A 22,219-nucleotide genomic window follows, 5' to 3' on the forward strand; every position below is an offset into this window, starting at 1 on the left:
AGGATGTCGGTCCGTCGGGCGGTGGCGGCAGGGACGCCCGAAGTCGGAGCCGTGGAACGGGCCGTGCCGCCGAGTCAACAGCGTCCCGGCCCTATTCGTCAAGACTCTTGCCGAATTGCGCGGTCAGAACGCGGCCCGGGTGAGCGCGTACTGCGCCCCGACCTCCCACGGCCGCACCACCCGGTCGAGGAACATGACGTTGTCAAACCGGCAGTTGCACGGGTTGTCCTCCCTGGTGTTCTGCGGGAAGCCGCCACCGATCTTGATCCCGCGCGGGTTGGTCGCGGACGTGAAATAGGGCGGATCACCGGTACGGACTCCCCATGGATCTCCCTGAACAACGTACGCGCCCGGCACCGGCACGCCGTTGGCGTACAGCGCCATCGCCCCGGTGTCGTAGTCGAACGTGGCGGTCAGGAAGGTCCATTTGTTGTCCGGCAGGATCTTGTGCCAGTCCTCGGTCGCCGCGAACGTCTGCGACGCGCCGCCGTCCACCCGGCGGCCCAGCGCGACCAGCTTCATCACGCCGTCCACCTCGATCAACTCCAGCAACGCCCGGACGGTGTGCCCGTCCGAGTCGCCGCTCAGCACGCCCATCAGGGCGACCGCGCCGAAGAACCTGGCCGGATCGGTCGAGTTGGTGTTGGGACTGGGGTTCGGGCCGGTCGGCTTGACCCATCCCATCACCGTGATCTGCTGGGTGTGGTTGAACGCGAGCAGGGTTGGCACGCCGGTCGCCGAGTAGGTCCCCGCCTTCCAGTCGTCGTTGCCCTTCACGGTCGGGTTGACCTGCTGGGTCTGCAACGCCGACCGGGAACCGTCCTGGACCCGCATGGCGGCCCCGCCGTTGATCAGCTGGACGGCCGTGCCGGACGAGCCCAGGTCGCGTTCCATCGCCGGGTTCCCGAGCGCCGGGTGGTCGAAGTCGTACTGCGCGACCAGGTTCGGCGCGAGCGTCGGCACGACGTCCGGTCGCGGCACCGCCCCGGTGATCTGCCAGATCTTGCCGTTGGCCTTCGAGAGCACGAAGATGTCGCCCGCGTTGTCCGTGCCGAACTTCAGGTCCACCCGGCTGTCACCGGCCAGGTCCTGCATGGTCAGCACCCGGCCAGATCTGTCCACAACGGACAGTTTGTGGATGGGGGCGCGTTGGCCGTTGGCGACCCGGCTCATCTCGGCCGTCTCGGTGTAGAACAACGACCCGTTCACACCGTCGCCGAACACGTACTTGCCGAACAGCGCGGGAATGCTCCGGCCGCGGTAGACGAAGCCGCCGATCACCGCGTGCCCGCTGTCGGCCGTGCACGACAGGTTCGGCGGACGGTCGTGGTCGTACGCGGCGACCGGATACGTGTAGCCGAAGTCGGCGTCGTTGGCCGGCAACGGATACAGGAAGCAGCGGTCGGAACTCCTGAACACGAACGGGCCTTCGCGCTGGCTCCACCCGGCGTTGTCGCCCGGCTTGACGTCGTAGACGCCCTCGATCGCGTGTTCGCCGATCATGCCCAGATAAAGCTTGCGGGTCCACGGATCCCAGCTGAACCGGTGCGGATCGCGGTAGCCGTACGAGTAGATCTCGCCAATGGCGCCCGCACGGCCGACGAACGGGTTCGTCGACGGGATGCCGTACTTGCCGTTGGCACTGTTGGTGCCCGCTGGATCGATCCTGATCAGCTTGCCGTGCGGGATGGACAGGTCCTGCGGGTCGTTGTTGGTCACGCCCCGGCCGCCGTCACCGACCGCGAGATACAGCTTGCCGTAATCGTCGTCACCGCGACGGGCCGTGGGGTTGAAGGAGATCTCCTGGATCGTGTGCAGCGTCCCGGCGAACCCGATCCGCAGGATCTCGCGGTGCGTGCCGGTGAACGTGTCCGCGGCGGGGTCGGTCGCGGTCCACTCGTCCACCACGCTCTGCTCGATCGTGTTGGGTTGGGCCCAGTCCGCCTGTTTGGTCAGCAGCGCGTTCCCGTTCTCGGTGTGCACCGTGTAGAACTTGCCGTTCTGCTTGAAGTCCGGATGGAACGCGACGAACCCGAAGCCGGTGCCGAGGCCGCGGTTGTTGAAGAAGTCGGCGCCCGCCGCCGCGCCGACGTCCAGGTACTCCCGCGGGGCACCGTTTTTTACAGTGTAAAGCTTGCCGTTGAGGTCCGGCACGTACATCCGGCCGGAGCCGTCCGGCAGCTCACCGACGTAGTTGATCCGCGCGTAGCGCTGTAATCGCTTGTCGGTTGTCGGTGGATTCGTGTCCGACTTCGGCATGGTGACGAGCTCGTCCACGGTCAGGGCGAGGCCGGAAGCAACCGGTTTCTCCGGTATCGGGTCAGGGACCGGACTGTCGTCGGCGAGCGCCTGCGGCGCCGAAACCAACGACACGACAAGGGGAACGGTGAACGCGATGACAAGACGTCGCAGCATGGACACCCCACCATGAACTCCGTTGGCATGGTAAGCGCTTACTATCACACTGGGCCGACGCTACCCAGCACCGCCGAACTAAACAAGACCCATACAGTGAGTTGGGTGCGCATCTTGTTCAGTTTTGTTGGCGGAAGAGGACATTTCGAGCCGCTTGTCCCACTGGCCGGAGCAGCGGCGGCGGCCGGGCACACGATTCACGTCACGTGCCAGCGCAGCATGGTCCCGTCCGTACAGCGGGCCGGCTTCGCCGCGACCGAGTCGGGCCCCGACTACAGCGGTGACGGCAAGCGCCTGCCGTTGATCGTGCCGGACCGGCAGAAGGAAGACGACGACCTCCGCAACGGTTTCGCCAGGCGCGCGGCGCGGCTGCGGGCGAAGGACGTGCTCAAGTTGAGCGCGCGGTGGCGGCCGGACGTGATCGTGTGCGACGAGTTCGACTTCGGGGCCATGATCGCCGCGTCCGTGCTCGGTCTGCCGCATGTGACCGTGGAGGTGAGCGCGGCCGGCTCGTTCATCCGTCCGTCGGTGGTCGCGTCGGCACTCGACGAGGTCCGCGCCGAGCACGGCCTGCCGTCGGACCCTGAGTTGGCCATGCTCAGCGAGCACTTGTGGCTGTCGCCGTTCCCGCCGGGGTTCCGCGACCCCGCGTTCGGCATGCCGGCGAACGGGCACCGCTACCGGACGCGGGACACCGTCCAGGCCAAGCCGGAGCAGCCGACCATCTACTTCACCCTGGGGACGATCTTCAACACCGAGTCCGGCGACCTGTTCGCCCGCGGCCTGGCCGGGCTGCGTGAGCTGCCCGTCGATCTCGTGGTGACCGTCGGCGACATGATCGACCCGGCCGAGTTCGGTCCGCAGCCGGCGCACGTCCGCGTCGAACGGTTCATCCCGCAGGACGAGGTCCTGCCGACGTGCAGCATGGTGGTGTCGCACGGCGGGTCCGGCAGCTTGTACGGGGCCTTGCTGCACGGGCTGCCGTCCGTGCTGGTGCCGATGGGCGCGGACCAGCTGCTCAACGGGCCGCGAGCGGAGGCGGTCGGCATCGCGCGGGTGCTGCACGCGGTGACCGCCACGGCCGAGGACTTCCGCGAAGCGGCCGCTGACGTCCTCGAAACACCGTCTTACCGGCGCGCCGCTGAGGGCCTTAGGGACGAGATCGCCGAACTGCCCCCGGCGCCTTACGCGATGAGCCTGATCGAGCGGCTCGGATAGGCCGAGACTGCGCGGTTGCCCCATGTGGCGTAGGGCGCCTTACCCCGAGTCTTATGGTCATGTGGGGACCAGAAGCACATCTTGACTACATCCACCAGCTGCAGGCGACCGAGCGCCGGCGCGCCCAGTTCGACCGTGAGGCCCGGGCCGTCCGGGCCAGGCGCCGTCGATGGTGGCAGAAGAACAACCACTAAAAGTGGTCGGTGGTATGACGCACGGTGTGCGACCATGCGCTGTGCCACGTACCGGATCCGGGGTTGAGCTGGTCGGCCGGCGGGCCGAGCTGACGAGGCTGAAGGCAGCCTTGTCCGTGGTGTCCGCCGGCCGGGCCGGGACGGTCCTGCTGAGCGGCGACGCCGGCGTGGGCAAGTCCCGCCTGTTGACCGAGCTGGTCCAGCACGCCCGGTCGGTGGGCACGATCTCACTCACCGGCCGGTGTCTCGACGTCGATGCGGCAGGTCTGCCTTACCTGCCCTTCGTCGAGGCGCTGGGCCAGCTCACCTCCGCGCAGCGCGCGCTCGCCGGGCAACGGCCCGTGCTCGCTCGCCTGGTCCCGGGCCTGGCGGCGGTGGAGCGGCTCGACGAGAACGACTCGGCCATGGCGCAGCTGCGCCTGTTCGACTCGGTCGTCGGGCTGCTCACCGACCTCGCGGCGGAGGCTCCGGTGCTGCTCGCCATCGAGGACCTGCACTGGGCGGACGCGTCCACCCGGGACCTGGTGCTGTTCCTGGTGTCCAGACTGGACTCGCAACGCATCCAGGTGGTGTGCACCCTGCGTACCGAGGACCTGCATCGCCGCCATCCGTTGCGGCCGTTGCTCGGCGAACTCTCCCGTCTGTCCACTGTGGAAACAATTGAGCTCGCGCCGTTCGACCTCGCGCACAGCGTGGAGTTCATCTCGGCGCTGACTGACAACGTGCTGCCGGCGGACACCGTGCACAAGATCGCCAACCGGTCCGAGGGCAATCCGTTCTTCTGTGAGGAGCTGGCCGCGGCGTACGGCGACGGCGACGGCGTCCCGAGTGGACTGGCCGAGCTGCTGCTGTCCCGGGTGGAACGCCTCAGCCCGGCTGCCCGCCGGGTGGTGCGTGCCATCTCGGTGGGGAGCCGGAAGGTCACCCACAGCAGCCTGCACGCGGTCTGCGAAATGGCCGACGACGCGCTGGAAGAGGCGCTGCGCGAGGCCGTCCAGCACAACGTCCTGGTGGCGTTCAAGGGTGGGTACACGTTCCGGCACGCGCTGTTGCGTGAGGCGGTGTACGGCGACTTGCTGCCCGGCGAACGGGTCCGGCTGCACGCGGGATACGCGAATGTCGTGACATCGCCGGCTTCGTTGGCGTACCACAGCTTGCGGTGCCACGACCTGCCTCGGGCGCTGGCCGCCTCGGTGACCGCGGCGCACCACGCCGCCAAGATGTACGCGCCCGGCGAAAAGCTGCGGCTGGTCGAGCAGGCACTGGAACTGTGGACGGCGGTCCCGGATCCGGCGGAGGTCAGCGGCACCACCGAGGTCAGCCTGCTGCGGATCGCGTCGACCGCCGCGTCCGCGATCGGCGAAGTGGACCGTTCGATCGAGTTCGCCCGGTCCGCGGTGGCCAAAGCCGACGAGACGGACGACCCGGAGCTGTCCGCGATCACCCGCCACCAGTTGGCGACCGCGTTGTTCGTGCCGGAGAAGGTGTCCGCGGAGATCGAGAAGCTCGTCAACCAGGCGTGGGACCTCGTCCGGGACCGGCCGCCGACCATGGCCCGCGCCAAGATCCTGGCGTTGCGCGCCCGCGAGTGGGTGTGGGCCTGGGACGACGACCTGGACATCGACGAGCTCAGGGCGTACGCCCAGGAGGCGATCGAGAACGCCCGGACGGTGGGCGCGGACTCGGTCGAAGTCGACGGCCTGGTCACCCTCGCGGTGTTCGCCGAATGGACCGGGCACACCGAGGAAGCCATCCAGGTGGGGAGGACAGCCGCGGAACGGGCCATGTCGATCGGCGCGTTCGGGGTCGAGCTGCGGGCCCACAAGAACACCGCGATCACCCTCGCCACCGCGGGCCGGCTGGACGAGGCGATCAAGTTGTCCGAGTTCATCTGCGTCCGAGCCGCCGAGATCGGCCTGCCGTGGGGTCCGACCAGCGTCGACGCCCGGTTCGGCCTGGTGTACTTCCGCTACTACACAGGTGACTGGGCCGGTTCACTGGCCGCCTCGGCCGTCTCCGGCGTCCCCACGTCCGTCTGGGCCAAGGTGACCGCGCCGAGCCTGCTCGTCCTCGCCGCCCAAGGCGAACACGCCCGGCTCGACCACCTCGTCACCGAACTCGAACGGCACACCGACGACCCGCTCACCACCGCCATCACCCACATGGGCCAGGCCGAGTCGGCCCTCTGGCGCGGACACCCCCACCAGGCGGTCGACCACATCGAAGCCTCCTTCGACGACCTGGCGAAACTGGCCCGCCCGGCCGCGGTCGACGCCGTACTGGCCGCCTGCATCGGCATCTGGGCCCTCGCCGACATCGCCACCCAAGCCCGCCGCAAAGGCGACACAGCAGCCTGCGCCCAAGCCCTCGCCCGAGGCCAAGCCCTGGTCGACCGGATGGCATCCCACCGCCCACGCCACTGGATCGCCCGAAAACTCTACGAGGACAACCACCCCGGAATCGTCATGTTCGGCCACCAACTGGCCGCAGAGATGCACCGCCTGCAAGGCACCGACACAGCAGACCACTGGCAACAGTCCGTCAGGTCGGCGACAGACTTCCCCTACGGCGAGGCATACGCCCGTTGGCGCTGGGCAACCGTCCTGCTCGCCACAGGCGGCCGCGAAGAAGCAGCACAACAAGTGGTCACCGCCCACGAAATCGCGTCCCGCCTGGGCGCGACACCCCTCCGCGACGCCGTGGCCGCCCTGGCCCGACGAGGCCGAATCCCCCTCCCCGGCGTGGCGGAGGAGCCACCGGACACCGAACTGACCCCCCGAGAACTGGCGGTCGTCGAACTTGCCGCCACCGGAATGACCAACCGAGAGATCGGCACCCAGCTCTACATCAGCCAGAAGACCGCCAGCGTCCACCTGTCCCGGGCCATGGCCAAACTAGGCGCCGCCAACCGCGCCGAAGTCGTCTCCATCGCCCACGACCTCGGCCTCCTGTCCTGACCCCTATGAGCAGTCCTTGGCCGACACGACATAGCGCTTGTCGGTGTTGACGTAGCCGTACTGCCCGTTTCTCAGCAGGACCCGGTAGCGGCGCGGATTGCTCTCGTCGACGTCCGCTCGGAACCGGGTTTTTCCGGGCCATTCTGTCCACGTGTCACGGGTCCGCGGATCTTTGAACACCGAGACCGTCTCGGTTTCGTCTCGGACCCGGACACATTGGGCTCCCGCATTGTTGGCCGGTTGCGTACCGGAGTCGAAGCCAGGCGTGCCACTGGACTGGGTGGCGATGACGGCTGCCGAGACTCCGGCGACGAGTATGTCAGTGCCGAGCGCGAGAAAGAGATGGCCGCTTTTCAGGAAATTGGTTCGCTGCCAGCTCGCCGATCCGGAATTCGGCGTTTTTCTCGTTTGTCCGGATTCAGTCGAAAGGTTTTGCTGCGACTCCTCGCTCTTGTCGAGATTTTCATAGGCAGCTCTGGCCTTCCGCCACTTCGCCACCCATTCCTGCGGCTCGCCGCCAAGATAGTCCACGATCAAGCTGACGCGCGTATCCCAGTCCGGGACCATGTCCCGTTTGCTGGCCAGCAGCTCACTCAGCGTGCTTTCCGGAATATCAGTGGCCTCTGATATTTCCTTGTTCGTGACCGGGCGAAGGTTGGCACGCAACCGCTCGGCGTCGAAGCGGTCGCGCAGTCCTTTGATCTCCATCCACCAGAACCTCCTGATGATCGTTCTGGGGTCGCCGTCCCGCAGACCTTCGATACGCCGGTCGGATGTCACCCCCACAATTGTGGTCGCCGCCACGAAGATCCGGAAACCACCCCCGGATCCGGCCGTTCGCGCAGGTCGAACCGTTCGGGTCCGGCCGGATCCGGTATCGCTGGCCGGCCGCACCGCACTGCTGGACGGTGGCGTCATCACCGACTGGCAGGTGATGACAATGGCAAGGAGCAAGCAGATGCAAACCCATATCGTGAGGCGCTTGTCGCGTAGGGTGATCGGTATCTCGTTGGCGTTGGCCGGAGTGTCCGGCATCGCGGTTGTCGCCGACAGAACTTCGGAGCCGCCGGTCGCCGTGCAGAACACCACGCTCACGGCAACGACCACAGACGACGAACTCGGCGAGGACGGCGGCGACATGGCTGTCGCGGCCGCACACAAACCGAAAGAAGGCGAGGTCGTCAAAGGCCACCGGCGAATCCTTCTGGTCACCTACTACACGAAGAGCGACTGTGTGATCCACCCCAACTATCCGACCAATCCAGGCGGCCGGTCCTGGACGATCCGAAAAGGCGACCAGATTATCTGGCGGTACAACGTCACCAGCAAGGTCGCGGCGGTCTCCGACCCGGGCGACAACAAGTTCCCGCACTGGGGGTTCGTCGAGGACAGCGAGTGCATCGGCACCTCCACCGGTCAGGACCCGAAGAAGTACACGGTGATCGAGAACGACAAGGAAGTAGTGCGGAAGACGCCGCCGTACCCGGCCGGCGTGGCGATTCCCGAGCACAGGAATCTGTCCGGCCGGAGCCAGTTCGATCCATTCTGGGTCACCGTGGACTGGATGCATGACCGTGGCGCGATTCCCGGTACGCGCCACAAAATGTCGCACAACGCCACTCTTCGGGACGCGCCGAACCGGTTCGTCATCGGAAATGTCTACGACAAGTGGGAGGTCCGGCCGACCGGAAAGACCGAGGGCGGCTACGCCGAGGTGTACGTGCCCAGCCTCCACCGCTGGGGCTGGCTGCAACCCTGACATCCCGCCCAGCGCCCACCACAAGACCTGGCTGCAACCCTGACAACCAGCCCAGCCGCCGCTGGCGTTGGCTGCCACTGACGTCCAATGCAGCCCCGACCGCCGGCGTTGGTGACGACTGACGCCCAGCCCAGCCCAGCCCACGCCGCGGCGACGGGCGGCGGCGATGAGGCGTTCGCCAACGACGCCCAACCCAGCCCACACCGTTCGCGACCGGGTTCGCCCGGTCGCGAACGGGCGTTGGAGTGCGCTGTCCGGCGGTAACCTGACGACCAGGATCTACTCCGCTGGCGCCTCCTCGGGGTAGACCGGCGGGAGGCCGAAGGTGTCGAACAGCCGGTGGTCGAAGAAGGACGTGGAGTGCGTTATCCCCTGCGCACTCAACGTCAGGACCACCAGGTTGAACGGGCGGTACACACCTTCGGCGTCCCGCCAGTAGGTGCCGAAGCCGGGCTGGCCGTTGGCCGTCACCGGGATCAGGCGCATTTCGCCCGGCCCGACCGGGCACACTTCGGCCAGGTGACGGCCGATGTTCTCACGACCCTTGTACCAGACCGCGTAGGGCGGCATGTCGAACACCGCGTCCTGGGTGAACAGGGCGACGATCGCGGGCACGTCCTTGGCCTCGAAGGCCGACACGTATTTGTCCAGCAGGTCCCGTTGCTCCGCCTCGGTGGGCTCGGTGACTGTGTCCTCGGTCGGCGACGCGTCCGCCAGTTGGGCTCGGGCTCGTTGCAGGACGCTGTTCACCGCCGCCGTCGAGGTTTCCAACAGTGTGGCGACTTCGGCGGCGCGCCACTTGAGGACGTCGCGCAGGACCAGCACGGCGCGTTGGCGGGGCGGCAGGTGCTGGAGGGCGGCGATCAGGGCCAGGCGGACGGACTCCTTGGCGGTGACCACCGAGGCCGGGTCCGCGCCGGTCATGGTGTCCGGGGCCGGTTCGAGCCAGGGGACTTCGTGGCGTTCGTCCAGTGGTTCGCCCGGGTCGCTGTCCGGGTTGCCGAGGCCGGCGGGCAGCGGCCGGCGCTCCCGGCCGTCCAACGCGGTCAGGCACACGTTGGTGGCGATCCGGTACAGCCAGGTGCGCAGGGACGACCGGTTCTCGAACTTGTCGTACGACTTCCACGCCCGGATGTACGTCTCCTGCACCAGGTCCTCGGCGTCGTGCACCGAGCCGAGCATCCGGTAGCAGTGCGCGAGCAGTTCGCGCCGGTACGGGTCGGCCTGCTGCAGGAAGTCCACCGACTCGGTCGCGGTCGTCATGACCTTTCTCCTTTCCCCAGTCGTCGCCCACCCTAGACCGCGGCACTGACAGTTTTGTGTCTCCGCTGGTCAGGGCGCATTTCGGGGCCGAATGGCCGGGGGTGGGTGTCCAGCTGTGTGGCTGGAGCGACTGGGCCGTCCGGGCTAGCGTGCCTGGTACCAATCCCCGGAACACACACCGAAAGTGGAGCAATGAGCGGACGCGTAGTGCACTTCGAGATCCCGTTCGACGACGAGAAGCGCGCCACTGAGTTCTACACCGAGGCGTTCGGCTGGAACCTGCAGGAAGTCCCGGGCTACACCCTGGTCGCCTCCGGCCCGACCAAGGACCTGGGGCCGGCCGAGCCCGGCTTCATCAACGGCGGCCTGCTCGCGCGGGACCCGGCCGCCGCGGCCAGCCCGGTGATCGTGGTGGACGTCCCGAACGTGGACGACGCGCTGGCGAAGATCGAGAAGCTCGGCGGCACAACGGTTTCCGGCAGGCGTGACGTCGGCGGCTTCGGCTTCGCCGCCTACTTCAAGGACCCGGAAGGCAACCTGATGGGGCTCTGGGAAGCCGCCTGACCCGACGAACCGCCGCGTCGTCCCGCTCAGGACGGCGCGGCGGACAGTCCTTTATGGAGAGTTGCCTGGAAGTCCAGCTTGATGCCGCCGCCGGTGTCCATGTCCTCGGCTCCGGCCAGGAAACGGTCGCGGAACTGCTCCGCCCGCTCGTCCGGAAGGGACCGGACCGCGTCCCCGAGTCCCCTGGGCGCCAGCCAGTCCCACAGCGCTGACGCGTCCGCCAACGGCACCGGCATCGCCACGGGCTCGGCTGTCAGGTCGACGAACCCGGCGTCGGTCATCAACACCGTCAACTTCTTCGCTGTCATGGCGCCGGTGTTCTCGTCGTCGTCATCGGGTACGGGGATGCCGAAGAACTCCGAAGCCAGCTCGTAGAGCCAACGCAGCCGACCGACGGACTGCTTCTCCAACGACAGGGCCAACATTCCGCCCGGCGCGAGCACCCGGTGCGCCTCCGCCAGCGCCATCCCTGGGTCCGCCAGCACCTGGATCACGAAACCGGCCGTGACGAGGTCGAACGAGCCCGCCGGGAAGTCGAGGCGGCCGGCGTCCATCTGCCGAGCCGTGATGTCCGGAAAGTCCGCGGCGAGCCGGGCGACCATTCCCTGGGACGCGTCCGTCGCGGTCACCACACAGCCGCGGTCCAGGGCCGCCCGAGCCACCGCGCCGCGCCCGGCGCCGACGTCCAGCACTCGCCAACCTGGCTGTGGTGCCGCGAAAGTGATCAGTTGCCGGCCCACGTCGGCGACGTACGGGAAGACCTCCTCGTACCGGTCGGCCAGCTCGTCGTACTTGCGTCTGCCCTGCTCCGTACTGGTCACACGGCTCCCCTCCACTTGGCGCAGCGAGCTTAGTAGAGGGGAGCCGTACGGAGTACCGCCGTTTGTGTTGTGGCTACCTGGACGGCCGGGGCAGCGCGCCCGGGTCGAAGGCGGTCAAAGCCGGTGCGGCCGGTGCGTTCGGGTTGTTCGGGTAGTCGTACACGACCTGGTACTTCGCAGGCAGTGACGCGGCCGTCGCGTTGAGCGTCGCGGGGTTGGTCGACGGCCAGTGGCCGGTCCTGATCCGGGTGAACAGGACCTGCATGGTGACGATCTCCTCCGCGGCGGTGAACGCGCAGTGGGTCGCGCGGCCGGCGAACAGCTGCCGCAGGTTGTCGGCGTTTCCGTTGCGGCGCATGATGTTCGCGAGCCACGACTCGTTCGCCGGGTCGGCCGCGTCCGCCACGTTGTGCAACGTGATCACGGGCGCGCGTTGGGCACCGGTCGGGATCCCGTTGCGGTACAGCCAGGCGACCGCCGCGGGGTCAGGGCTGATCCTGGGCGCCGCGGCGAGCCGGGCCAGATCCGCGTCCGGAGTGGTGCCCGCCGCCTGGTACGCCCGCTCGACCAGGTCCCGTTCCCGCGACTTGGCGAGCTGGCGCGAGTAGTCCACCCCGACGTTCCACAACGGATTCCCGCCGGCCCGCTGTTCCAGGTCGACGCGTCCGCTCGGGCCAAAGGTGCTCACGTGGAAACCCATGATGATCTCGGCCTGCTGGGCCAACTGCCCGGCCAGGTCCGCCGGTTTCGGCTGCATCGCCCGATCCCAGCCGGGAGCGTTCGCGAACGACCCGGCCAACGCCAGCCGGGCGCGTCCCGCCGGGGTCTGCGACGCCCTGGTCACCGCCTCCTGCAACAGTCGCACGCTCCGAGCCGGGTCCCGCACGTGCACCTGCTCGATGTCCTCGCCGGGCGCGAGCAGGGTGGCGATGGCGAACGTGGCGTCGAGAATGGTGTTCCACGTGTCGCCCATGTCGAGCGGCCCGCACATCGGCACCACCCCGGTGATCTGGCGCGGCAGCCGTTCGGCGAGCTTCAGCGAGATCGCCGCGCCCATCGACGAGCCGGTGGCCACCACGTCCCGCGGCCGGCCGACGTGCCTGGTGAACCAGTCCAGCACGTTGCGCTGGTCCACGACCCCCTGCTCGACCAGGAAACCGTTGCGGCCCTTGAAGTCCGACGCCGCGAGCGCGTAACCGTGGGCCAACAGCCAGTCCTCGGTCTCCGGCCGGTTCGTCAGGCCCATGCCCGGTGGAATGCCCGGCACGTAGTACGGGTGGCTGTACACGACGAGCGTGCCGTTCCACTGGTCCGGCACCTCGACGCGGTAGTCCGCGCCGTCGATGGAGCCCGTGTAGCTCCGCCTCCCCGTGGCACTTGCCGTCGCCGTGCCGGCGACCACGCTGACCAGCGTCATCACGACCACCACCAGACTTCGAAGCTTCATGGTCAAGTCCTTTCCCCGCAGTGACCGACCCAGGATACGTGACCAAAAGGTCACATATCAAGCCCCGAAGTCGGCCCGGACCTGGGTGAGCCGGAAGTGGTTGCCGGACGGGTCGCGGAACCCCGCGTCGATGCCGTACGGACGTTCCTCGGGCTTCTCGACGAACTCGACACCCCGCGAGCTGAACTCCTCATAAGTGCCGTGGCAGTCGTCAGTGCTGAGGAAGATCGTGCCGGCGAAGCCCTTGCCCATCAGGTCACGGACCTGCTCCCCGGTCGCGGCGTCCATGACCGGCTCGCCCGGGATCGCCATCAGCACGATGGCGACGTCCGGCTGGCCGACGGGACCGACCGTGAGCCAGCGGAAATCCCCCATCTCCGGCATGGTCACGTCCATCCGGACCGCCATGCCGAGTTGCTCGGTGTAGAACTTCAGCGCCACGTCCTGGTCGTGCACCCAGAGCTGCGTGTTGGCAATGGTGACAGGCATCGGTGTCTCTCCTCAGTGGACTTTCGACACCGCAACGCTAGTCCGGGGCGCCGGCCGCGTCTTCTCGAAACGTCCGGTGTTGCGGACGGCTGTAGAAACGCACGACACATGCGGGCACGCGCGCGTACGTGGCCGCTGGTGGGAACTTCGCCCGGTACGCCGTCGGAGGCATGCCGAACGTCCGGGTGAAACTCGTGGTGAACGACCCGACGCTCTGCAGTCCAACCGCGACACAGATGTCCGCGACCGAGTTGTCCGTCGTCCGCAGCAGCGCCGCGGCCCGTTCCAGTCGACGTGTCAACAAGTAAGCGTGCGGCGACTCACCGAACACACGCCGGAACTGGTCGCTGAAATGCGCCCGGGACAGGCCCGCGGCCCGCGCGAGGTCGGCGACCGTGAGGTTCTCGAAGTACCGGGCGTCAGCCAGGTCCTTGGCCCGCAACAGGTGTCGAGCGGGCGGAACGGATGCCATGGCGCCAGTATGACGACGTTCTGAACGAACTTGATCCCCCCCGCGTAAAGGGGGTGAGGCGGAGGGGATACCGGATGACACTTGTGCACTATGAGTTATCCACGCGGCTGGTGACTGTCATCGTCGTCGATGCCATGCCGGTCATGCGTGACGGGATACGGACCGTGCTGGCCGGCGAGCCGGACATCAAGGTGGCCGCCGAGGCCGCGACCGGGCGGGACGCGGTCCAGTTGGCCGCCGGTCACCGGCCGGACGTGCTGGTGGCGGATCTCCCGTCGAACGAGCTCGCCGCCACGTGCCGGGAGGTCCAGCGGTTCGGCACGGCCACGGTCGCGTTCACCGACCAGCAGGACGACACGTCGGTGTTGGCGGCGATCCGCGCCGGCGTTCTGGGGCACCTGCCGAAGTCGGCGAGCCCGGACGACCTGGTCCGGGCCGTGCGCGGGGTGGCGGGCGGACACGTGATCTTCGGTGCGCACGTCGCCGACCGCGTCACCCGCCTGCTGTTCAGTAAGCCCGCCGATCCGCTGGACCGGCTGACCCCGCGGGAACGGGAGATCCTGGACCTGATGGCCGTCGGTCTGTCCAACCCGGCGATCGCACACCGGTTGCGGGTCACGGCCAAGACCATCCGCAACTACGCGTCCGGCATCGTCACGAAACTCGGCGTGCCTGGCCGGGCCGAGGCGATCGGCCTGGCGCGAAACCTCGGTCAATGATCCCCGGCGGCGGGATGCAGCCGCTCGGCACGTGCCAAATGGCCCGCCGCCTCGTCCGCGCGGCCGGCCGCGGTGGCGATCCGGCTGAGGCCCAGTTCGGCTCGGGCGGCCTCGGACCGGCTGCCGTTCTGCTCGCTCAACGCGATCGCCTCCCGGTAGCACGCGGCGGCACGGGTGTGGTTGCCGACCTTGAAGTACGCGTGCCCCAGGATGTTCAACGCCAGCACCGCGTCCAGTGTCATGCCCAGGCGGCGAAACGCCGCGAGCGAGTCCGCCGCGTGCCGGATGGCATAGGTCACCGCACCCATGTCCACCTGCATCAGGGCGATGCCCCGTAACGTGATCGCCGCGTTCCCGGCCGAGGCGGCGTGCCGGTAGAACTCCACCGCCCGCCACATGTCACGTAGCGCCACAGCGTGGTTGCCCTGGTAGTGCCGGACCCACGCCAGGTTGACCAGGCAGTTGCTCAGGCCGTGCTCGTCGCCGACCACGCGGAACAGCCCGAGCGCCCGTTGGTAACACGCGGCAGCCTGGTCCCTCTCGCCACGGTCGACGTACGCGACGCCCATGTTGTTCAACGTCATCGCCTCGGCCCGCTGGTCGCCGAGGTTGCGGGCGGCCGCGATCGCCATGGTGTGCGTCTCGATCCACGGATCCCACAGTCTGGCCAGGTAGAAATACCCCCCAAGGGTGTACGCGAGCTGCCAGCACCGGTTGTATACACCGTACACAAGCGCGGTCCGGCACAGCGCCACCAAGTTCGGCAACTCCACCGCCAGCCACGCCTTGGCTTCGGCCAGACCGGCGAAACCGCTGGTCGCCGGGGGAAGGCCGAAGTCCGGCCGGTACCGATGCGGGCTCAGCAGGACGTCCGCGGCCTCGGCCATCCCCAGCACGTGGTCCAGCAGCCGACCCGCGGCCACCTCCCGGTCCGCCAAGGGCAGCACGGCGTGCTCGGCGGCGAACACGCGGACCTGGTCGAGGAGCCGGTAACGACCCGGCCCCGCGTGGTCGATCAGACGGGCCTTGCACAGCCGGTCGAGCAGCCGCTCGGCCTGCCGCACTCCCGTGCCGGCCAGCGCGGCCGCGCCGGACACGTCGATGTCGGGTCCCCTGTGTACCGTGAGCAAGGCGAACATCCGCCGCTGGTCCGGGGGAAGTTCCTGACAGGACAGGTCAAACGTGGCGGAGACGCTCCGCTCGTCGTCGTCCAACTCGGCCATTCGAGCCTCCTCGTCCGCGAACCTGGTGCCCTGGGCGCCACAGGACACCTGTCGGACCGTCACTCAGCCGATCAACGAGATGAGCCACGCCAGCAATCCGTACGGTTCATGTGTCTGCATTGCCGGTACACCCCCTTTCCTGGTGCGCGTAGCCGGCCGTGGAGACCGGGCCGGTTGGCGCCGGCGTCCCCGAATAGGTCAGCAGGATGCCGGCCACAATTCCGGCCACTACCGCCCACAGCGCGAATCGGAGTATGGATGTGATCGAACAGTAGATCGTCATCACATTTCCTTTCGAGGATGACCAACGCAGAAAAATCATGCGTCCTGGCGACCATGACCAACAAGAGGTTTCCGGTTTCGTAGTGGATCGGGAAACAGGAAACACCTGGCTCGCCCACCGCGCGCCGCGGTTGAGTACCAGCGGCCGGGCGACTACGGTTCTCGTTCGCCAGGTCCACGCATATCGACACGGAGGCGCTCGGTGAGGGTTCGCGTTGAGCAACTCGTCGACGAATTGAAGGGGCTGCGCAAAGGGCGGGGAATACTGGCGAGTGCCATCACCGACCGGATCGGCCCGGCCCTGCGCGCGGTGACCGGAACCGCCGCCGAGGACCGGCCGCCGGACGTCCGGCGCAAGGTCGGCGGGTCACTGCTGCGCTGGGCCGAGGACCTGCCGCACGACCTGCGGCTGGCCGTCCTGATCGCGTTCGCGCTGGCCGAGGACGGTCGGCTGCCGTACTACAAGGACCGGGTCCGGCTGGTCGCGGCGCGGCTCAACCGGGACGAACGCACCGCGCGGCGCCGGATCGACGAGGGCATCGGGCGCCTCGCCGAGGTGGCCGCCGCCGCGCCGACCGAGGCCGCGGCGCCGAACGTCGAGACCGGCGCCGGCTGGCACACCGAGGAGCTGCGCACGTCCCTGGCCCTGGACCAGCCGACCCCCGAGGTGTTCGAGACCCGCCGGATCATGGCCGAACGGGACAACCTCGACCACGTCGACCTGGCCTTCACGCTCACCTCGGACCCGAGCAACGGCACGATCCGCACCGACGACTTGGAGATCGACATCTTCCACGGCGGCCGGCTGGCCAGGGTCACGATGGAGTCCGGCGACCGGTACGGGTTCCGGCTCATCCTGCCGCAACCGCTGCACCGCGACGAGTCACACCAGATCGGCATGCGGTTCCGGATGCGCAGGGACCGCCCGATGGCGCCGCACTACGTTTGCGTGCCGCGCCACCGATGCGTCGAGTTCGACCTGCGCGTGCGCTTCGACCTCGACCGCCTGCCCGCCCAGGTGTGGCGCCTGGCGCACGCGTTCCAACGCGACATCGAGGACCCGCTGGCCGTCCACGAACCTCTCCAGTTGGACGGCGCCGGCGAGATCCACACCCGGTTCCACGAGCTCACACCTGGTCTGGCATACGGAATCCGCTGGTCCTGACGGGTGTCCCCAACCCGCCGGGTGGGCTGCCGAATGCCCAACCGGCGGGCCACCCCCTCGCCCGGTCCGCCGACCGTGAGTCCGGCCGCGGTCAGGCCACGGTGGGCCGCCGAATCTCACTGTCCCTCGGACCGTGTGCACAGAATGCCGGACCGACCATCGCATTTTCCAGGCCGCGGACTGGACATTTCCGAACGGACTGGCCAATGACTGGACATTTGCGTTGTGCGTCAGATTTCACAGACGGGCCGGCCGGACAGTGCGAGGGTCGTCGCCTGACCCTCTGTTGACGGGACACGCGATGCGAACGATCAACCAGTCCACCATCACCACGGTCGCCTTCCTCACCGCGGCCACCCTGGTGATCATCGCCGTCCTGGTCCACAACGTCAGTTCCGTGCTGCTGGTCGCTGGAGCGTTCTGGCTGGTCAAGGTGGGTCTCGGCACATGAGACCACAGCCCGGGAGGAGTGCATCGAGAGTGCGTCGACGAGGGGAGGCAATCAGCGACAAAGAAAGGTAACTTCCCAGCATTTCGCCCCTCGTGAGTAACCCGAACGCTCACGAGGGGCTCCTTTATGTGAGGGCCTCAGCGTATCGGCGCAGAACGTCCATTCGCAGAACCTCGAACCGGCCGCGGTTCGTCCGGACCGCACCGGCGTCCCGAAATATTCGCAACGCCTTGGCCACCGCCTCACGGGACGCGCCCGCCGCGTCGGCGAGATCCACCTGGCGCATCCGCACGGTGATTGTGCCGTTGTTCTCGTCGCCGTACTCAAGGGCGTAGTCGAGGAGCAGCAGCGCGGTCCGGGTCGGCACGTCGTAAGCGCCACCCTCAAGACGCCTGCGGGTCGATTCCCGCAACCGGCTCAACACAATTTTGAGCAGTTCGACCGCGACCGACGGGGTCGTGGTCAGAAAACGCAGAAAATCCGGGGCGGTCAGCGTGACCGCTTCGACATCGGTGAGCGCGGTGACGGTCGCCGACCGGGCGTCGCCGTCGATCGCAGCCGTCTCACCGAGCAGGTCCCCTGGCCCGCGCAGGGCCAGCATGACCTGCCGGCCGCTCGACGCGGCCGAGGAGATCTTCACCTTGCCACTGATGATCAGTACGACATGGTCGGTGGTGTCGTACTCCCTGATCAGAATCTGTCCCGGGGCCCACCGCCTTGGGGTCCCCGCCGCGATCAGTTTCCGCTGTCCCTCGTCACTCAGCCGACGGGTGCACATCGCAACCGGCTCTCTGGAGTTGCCTGGAGTCTGCCGAGCGCAATGCTATTCGCTGGCGGCCGAAGTGTGGCAGGCAATCGGCGAAGAACACCGGCTCGACCGGGACCGGTCACGCGGGCCAACCGGCCCGCTTCCGCGGGCCAGTTGGTCCACAGTGGACGTTCAGAGCCAGTAGGTGTCGTGGTACCGCATGAACTCGACGACCTCGTGCTGTGACTTCTCGGCGAGGTGCACCAGATCCTCGAAGTACGCCTCCCGCGGCGCGCCCGGCGCGAAGTGGATCAGCATCGACGCCGGCGCGTCGGACTCGTTCCGGAATCCGTGAATGCCGCCGGCCGGAACATGCACGAAATCCCCGGCCTGGGTATCGATCCACCGCTCGCCGTCGTGAATCCTGATGCTCCCGGTCAGCGTGTAGAACGACTCGGAGATCGTGCGGTGGAAATGCGGCGCGGGTCCACTTCTGGCACTCGTCATCTCGTAGCGGTACAAGCCAAAGCCGCCCGCCGACGTCGCCCCGGTCGCCAGGTAGTGGATGGTCGTTCCATTGGCGTACACCAACTCCGGAGAGTGATCACCGGGCCGGTACGTGGCACTGACCTCACCCTCCTCCTTGAGGTACAACGGTTCCGGGTACGACATGCGGTTTCCTTCCCCAGCGCGACACGATGAAAACGCTTGTAGCGTAACCCATGCGGCGCGTATACCACCTGGGATTCCTAGCTCCTTGATCGGGTGAACTTGTGTTCGACAGCTGGCCCGAACCGCGGCCACCCCGATACAGTCGAGCCATGGCAAACAACAACGAGTTGGAGAAGCGAGTGACCGTTCTCGAAAAGGAGATTCCGGCTATGCAGAAGGACACTGCCGCGGCATTGCACCTGGCGCAGTGCGCGGACCGGGATGCCTCGGAGTTCAAGTTGGCCCAGGCCCAGAACACGCAGGTGTTCAACGCCCTTCGCAAGACGCAGCTTGAGCACGACACGCTCCTCCGCGAGCACGACACGCTCCTCCGCGAGCACGGCAAGCGGCTCGACCAGGTCGAGCAAAAAGTGGATGCGGGCTTCGAGCGGGTCGAGAGGCGTTTCGATCTACTACGCATCCGGCTCGATGCGACTGACATGGCGGTCGACCTGCAGCTCGACAAGATCCGGGAGGGCTTCGGCAAGATGGCTGTCGGCCAGGAGGAGATCACCCAACTGCTGACGAGGATCATCGAGAACAAATGAGCGACTTAGTCGTCACCACCAGCGGCACGGTTCGCGGAGTCACTGCCGAAAAGGTGTGCGTATATAAGGGAATTCCTTACGGAGCGCCACCAGTAGTAGGTCACAACCGCTTCCAGCCACCCAGGCCAGTCGAGCCATGGGAGGGGGTGCGGGACGCCCTGGAGTTCGGGCCGACCGCGCCGAAGGCTCCCTACTCGGCTCCTCTCGACCGGTTCATCCCGGAAGTCGAGATTCCCGGTGACGACATCCTCAACCTCAATGTGTGGGCACCATCGTCGGGGGCCGGTCTCCCGGTGATGGTGTTCCTCCACGGCGGCGCGTTCGCGAACGGATCCAGCTCGGTCGGTGGGTACGACGGGTCGGCGTTCGCTCGGGACGGCGTTGTCCTGGTCAGCGTGAACTACCGGCTCGGTACGGACGGGTTCCTGTACCTCGGAGACGGCGATCACGCGAACCTCGGCCTGCAGGACCAGGTCGCGGCCCTGCGGTGGGTCCAGGACAACATCGCGGCGTTCGGCGGCGACCCGGCCCAGGTGACGGTGTTCGGCGAGTCCGCGGGGGCCATGAGTATCGGCATGCTGCTCGCGATGCCCAGTGCGCGCGGCCTGTTCCACCGCGCGATCCTGCAGAGCGGCGCGATGCAGCTCACCCTGAGCGTGCAAGGGGCTCGGAGGATCGCCGAAAACCTGGCCGAACGGTTGGGTGTCGAGCCGACTCGGGCTGCGCTGGCGACAGTGCCCATGGAGCAGCTTGTCCTTGCCGGGCAACAACTTCGTTCGGCCATCTCGGCGAACCCGGACCCCGCGGTGTGGGGCGAGGCCGCGCTGAACATGGTGCCGTTCGAACCGGTCATCGACGGTCAGATCATTCCCGGTCCGCCCATGGAGCACCTCGATCCGACGGTGGACATCCTGGTGGGGACCAACACCGACGAGTTCGACCTCTACCTGGTGCCCACCGGCGCGCTCGGCGTGATCGACGAGAACCTCCTCACCGTCGCGGTGGGCCGCTACGGCGTCAACGCGGCGGGGACAATCGCCGCGTACCGCGCCAGCCGCCCCAACGCCTCCCCTGGCCAACTGCTCTCCGCGATCCAGACCGACTGGTTCTTCCGCATCCCAGCGATCCGGCTCGCCGAATCGGCGAACCCCGCGTGGGTGTACGAGTTCGCCTGGCGACCCTCCACATTCGACGGTCGTCTCGGTGCCTGCCACGCCGCGGAACTCCCCTTCGTCTTCGACACCCTGGCCGACAAGGGATTCCACCCCCTCCTGGGCACCGACCTCCCCCAGCGCCTGGCGGACACCGTGCACCAAGCCTGGATCTCCTTCGCCACAACGGGAAACCCGGGCTGGTCGCCCTACACCCGCGAATCCAGAACCACGATGATCTTCAACACCGCCTCGGCCACCACGAACGACCCCCGCGCCACCGAACGCGAACTCTGGACCGGCCACAGATAGGGGCAGCCCCACGATCAACTTGTGTATGATCAACCTCAGCGGTGACGTCCGTCACCGCCACGGTCGATCCCCTCCCGGGGATGACGACTCTGGGGATGTCCATGACCAAGTTGAGATCAGTCCTGCTCGCATTATGTTTGGTGGTAGCGGGTGTCGTACTGCCCGTCGGTGTGGCCGCTGCCGGCACGCCGGGCCGCGTGGTGTCGGTCGAGCCGTTGCCGGCGAACCTCTGGCTGCCGAACACGGCAAGGGCGTACCGGGTGCAGTACACGTCCCACAACGTCAGGGGACGGCCTTCGGTGGTGTCCGGGGCAGTCTTCGTTCCCACTGGCAGAACCCCGCGCGGGGGCTGGCCGGTGGTCGCGTGGGCGCACGGAACCGTTGGTATCGCGGACAACTGTGCTCCGTCGACAAATGGGAGGTCGCAGCGGGACGTCGACTATCTGAAGGCATGGCTCGGCGCCGGGTACGCCGTTGTCGCCACTGACTACGAAGGCCTTGGCACAGCTGGGGAACACCCCTACGAGAACGGCGGGGCCGAAGCACGCAGCGTGATTGACCTGGTCCGCGCCAGCCCACGCGTCGACAGGAGTCTCGGCAGCCGGTGGCTCGCGGTGGGACAGTCGCAAGGTGCCCAGGCCACGATGTTCACCGGCTCGATCGTCGAGTCCTATGCGCCTGAGCTGGACTTCCGCGGGACGATCGCCACAGGCATGCCGTCACAGTGGCGCACCCTGGCCGAAGTCGCGCACGTCTACGACCCGGCCGCCCCACCGATCCCCGAGGCCCTGCTGATCATCTCCGGCCTCGCGGTGGCCCACCCGACCACGGTCCACCCCAGCGAACTGCTGACACCGCTGGGCAAGGACCTGCTTGACAAGTCCCGTGCCACCTACTGCTACGACGACCTGGCCGCCCAGCTCGCCGGAAAGACCAACGCGGACATCTTCGCCATCGACGACAACGAGCGGGCCCTGGTGCAGAACCTCGTCGACGAGGACGCCGAGATCCCGGTCAAGGAGTACGCGGGCCCCATCTTCATCGCTCAGGGCACCGCGGACACCGTCGTCTACGCTCCGGCCTCCAAAACCACCGCGGACAACCTCACCGCGGCAGGCAACGACGTGACCTTCCACTTCTACCCGGGCGCCGATCACGACACCACTCTCCAAGCGGCACTGCCGGACCTCCTGGCTTTCGCCGCCGCCCACCTGACACCTTAGAGACCCGGCGCTCTCGCTGGGCCTGAACAGCGTTCAGGCCCAGCGAGGCGGCAGGACCTGACCCTGGACCGGAACCTCCGAACCGCG

At 67.6% G+C, this 22,219-nt stretch carries 21 protein-coding genes; 11 read left to right on the forward strand and 10 right to left on the reverse strand.

Translation table 11 applies throughout. The features are described from left to right. Positions 1-123: 123 nt before the first annotated feature. Positions 124-2,415, reverse strand: a complete 2,292-nt coding sequence (locus EV192_RS12630; protein WP_132114583.1) for a PQQ-dependent sugar dehydrogenase — start codon at positions 2,413-2,415, stop codon at positions 124-126. Between the two features lie 105 nt (positions 2,416-2,520). Between EV192_RS12630 and EV192_RS12635 the strand changes: the two genes are divergently transcribed. Genes EV192_RS12635 through EV192_RS12640 form a run of 3 tightly spaced genes read left to right on the forward strand, consistent with a single transcriptional unit; the run spans position 2,521 to position 6,784 of the window. Beyond that, positions 2,521-3,633 carry a glycosyltransferase gene (locus tag EV192_RS12635; protein ID WP_132114585.1) on the forward strand — a complete coding sequence of 371 codons (1,113 nt, stop codon included), beginning with the start codon at positions 2,521-2,523 and terminating at the stop codon, positions 3,631-3,633. 59 nt (positions 3,634-3,692) lie between these two features. Beyond that, positions 3,693-3,827, forward strand: a complete 135-nt coding sequence (locus tag EV192_RS56790) for a hypothetical protein (RefSeq protein ID WP_279493187.1) — start codon at positions 3,693-3,695, stop codon at positions 3,825-3,827. A 41-nt stretch (positions 3,828-3,868) separates the two neighbouring features. After that, entirely contained in the window at positions 3,869-6,784 is a 2,916-nt protein-coding gene (locus EV192_RS12640; protein WP_132114587.1) for a helix-turn-helix transcriptional regulator, read from the forward strand. A 3-nt stretch (positions 6,785-6,787) separates the two neighbouring features. Here the strand turns inward: EV192_RS12640 and EV192_RS12645 are convergent, their stop codons facing one another. Next, on the reverse strand, positions 6,788-7,564 hold the full coding sequence (locus EV192_RS12645) for a hypothetical protein (protein ID WP_132114589.1): 777 nt from the start codon (positions 7,562-7,564) through the stop codon (positions 6,788-6,790). A 202-nt stretch (positions 7,565-7,766) separates the two neighbouring features. Between EV192_RS12645 and EV192_RS12650 the strand changes: the two genes are divergently transcribed. After that, positions 7,767-8,543 (forward strand): hypothetical protein, encoded by a 777-nt coding sequence (locus tag EV192_RS12650; protein WP_132114591.1) that lies wholly within the window; start codon positions 7,767-7,769, stop codon positions 8,541-8,543. Between the two features lie 279 nt (positions 8,544-8,822). Here the strand turns inward: EV192_RS12650 and EV192_RS12655 are convergent, their stop codons facing one another. After that, positions 8,823-9,806 (reverse strand): sigma-70 family RNA polymerase sigma factor, encoded by a 984-nt coding sequence (locus tag EV192_RS12655; protein WP_132114593.1) that lies wholly within the window; start codon positions 9,804-9,806, stop codon positions 8,823-8,825. A 192-nt stretch (positions 9,807-9,998) separates the two neighbouring features. On the opposite strand from EV192_RS12655, the gene EV192_RS12660 reads away from it, so the two are divergent. Further along, on the forward strand, positions 9,999-10,370 hold the full coding sequence (locus tag EV192_RS12660; RefSeq protein WP_132114595.1) for a VOC family protein: 372 nt from the start codon (positions 9,999-10,001) through the stop codon (positions 10,368-10,370). 26 nt (positions 10,371-10,396) lie between these two features. Here EV192_RS12660 and EV192_RS12665 read toward each other — a convergent pair whose 3' ends face one another. The 4 genes from EV192_RS12665 to EV192_RS12680 form a co-directional block, all read right to left on the reverse strand. Continuing rightward, positions 10,397-11,191: a class I SAM-dependent methyltransferase gene (locus EV192_RS12665; RefSeq protein WP_132114597.1), complete on the reverse strand. Its 795-nt coding sequence runs from the start codon at positions 11,189-11,191 to the stop codon at positions 10,397-10,399. Between the two features lie 73 nt (positions 11,192-11,264). Continuing rightward, positions 11,265-12,638 (reverse strand): DUF6351 family protein, encoded by a 1,374-nt coding sequence (locus EV192_RS12670; protein WP_132114599.1) that lies wholly within the window; start codon positions 12,636-12,638, stop codon positions 11,265-11,267. Positions 12,639-12,695: 57 nt separating this feature from the next. After that, on the reverse strand, positions 12,696-13,127 hold the full coding sequence (locus EV192_RS12675) for a VOC family protein (protein ID WP_132114601.1): 432 nt from the start codon (positions 13,125-13,127) through the stop codon (positions 12,696-12,698). 37 nt (positions 13,128-13,164) lie between these two features. Beyond that, positions 13,165-13,599, reverse strand: a complete 435-nt coding sequence (locus EV192_RS12680; protein ID WP_132114603.1) for a helix-turn-helix transcriptional regulator — start codon at positions 13,597-13,599, stop codon at positions 13,165-13,167. Positions 13,600-13,673: 74 nt separating this feature from the next. On the opposite strand from EV192_RS12680, the gene EV192_RS12685 reads away from it, so the two are divergent. Beyond that, a complete protein-coding gene (locus EV192_RS12685; RefSeq protein WP_132114605.1) occupies positions 13,674-14,318 on the forward strand; it encodes a LuxR C-terminal-related transcriptional regulator in 645 nt (214 codons plus the stop codon). On the opposite strand, the gene EV192_RS12690 is transcribed toward EV192_RS12685, so the two are convergent. After that, positions 14,312-15,604, reverse strand: a complete 1,293-nt coding sequence (locus EV192_RS12690; RefSeq protein ID WP_132114607.1) for a tetratricopeptide repeat protein — start codon at positions 15,602-15,604, stop codon at positions 14,312-14,314. The two genes, EV192_RS12685 and EV192_RS12690, sit on opposite strands and share 7 nt — an antisense overlap. Positions 15,605-16,025: 421 nt before the next feature. On the opposite strand from EV192_RS12690, the gene EV192_RS12695 reads away from it, so the two are divergent. After that, entirely contained in the window at positions 16,026-16,988 is a 963-nt protein-coding gene (locus tag EV192_RS12695) for a hypothetical protein (RefSeq protein ID WP_132114609.1), read from the forward strand. Between the two features lie 301 nt (positions 16,989-17,289). After that, the gene (locus tag EV192_RS53750) at positions 17,290-17,439 is read left to right on the forward strand and encodes a hypothetical protein (protein WP_165960355.1); all 150 of its coding nucleotides are present in this window, start codon (positions 17,290-17,292) and stop codon (positions 17,437-17,439) included. 124 nt (positions 17,440-17,563) lie between these two features. On the opposite strand, the gene EV192_RS12700 is transcribed toward EV192_RS53750, so the two are convergent. After that, a complete protein-coding gene (locus EV192_RS12700) occupies positions 17,564-18,217 on the reverse strand; it encodes a Crp/Fnr family transcriptional regulator (protein WP_132114611.1) in 654 nt (217 codons plus the stop codon). A gap of 162 nt (positions 18,218-18,379) precedes the next feature. Next, entirely contained in the window at positions 18,380-18,859 is a 480-nt protein-coding gene (locus tag EV192_RS12705; RefSeq protein ID WP_132114613.1) for a cupin domain-containing protein, read from the reverse strand. A 149-nt stretch (positions 18,860-19,008) separates the two neighbouring features. Here EV192_RS12705 and EV192_RS12710 point away from each other — a divergent pair, with 149 nt between their 5' ends. The 3 genes from EV192_RS12710 (at position 19,009) to EV192_RS12720 (ending at position 22,132) form a co-directional block, all read left to right on the forward strand. After that, positions 19,009-19,446: a hypothetical protein gene (locus tag EV192_RS12710; protein WP_132114615.1), complete on the forward strand. Its 438-nt coding sequence runs from the start codon at positions 19,009-19,011 to the stop codon at positions 19,444-19,446. After that, positions 19,443-20,909, forward strand: a complete 1,467-nt coding sequence (locus EV192_RS12715) for a carboxylesterase/lipase family protein (protein WP_132114617.1) — start codon at positions 19,443-19,445, stop codon at positions 20,907-20,909. Before EV192_RS12710 ends, EV192_RS12715 begins: the two co-directional genes overlap by 4 nt. A gap of 101 nt (positions 20,910-21,010) precedes the next feature. Further along, positions 21,011-22,132 (forward strand): alpha/beta hydrolase family protein, encoded by a 1,122-nt coding sequence (locus EV192_RS12720; RefSeq protein ID WP_165960356.1) that lies wholly within the window; start codon positions 21,011-21,013, stop codon positions 22,130-22,132. Positions 22,133-22,219 lie beyond the last annotated feature (87 nt).

The sequence above is a fragment of the Actinocrispum wychmicini genome, assembly GCF_004345645.1.
In the GTDB taxonomy this organism is placed as follows: domain Bacteria; phylum Actinomycetota; class Actinomycetes; order Mycobacteriales; family Pseudonocardiaceae; genus Kibdelosporangium; species Kibdelosporangium wychmicini.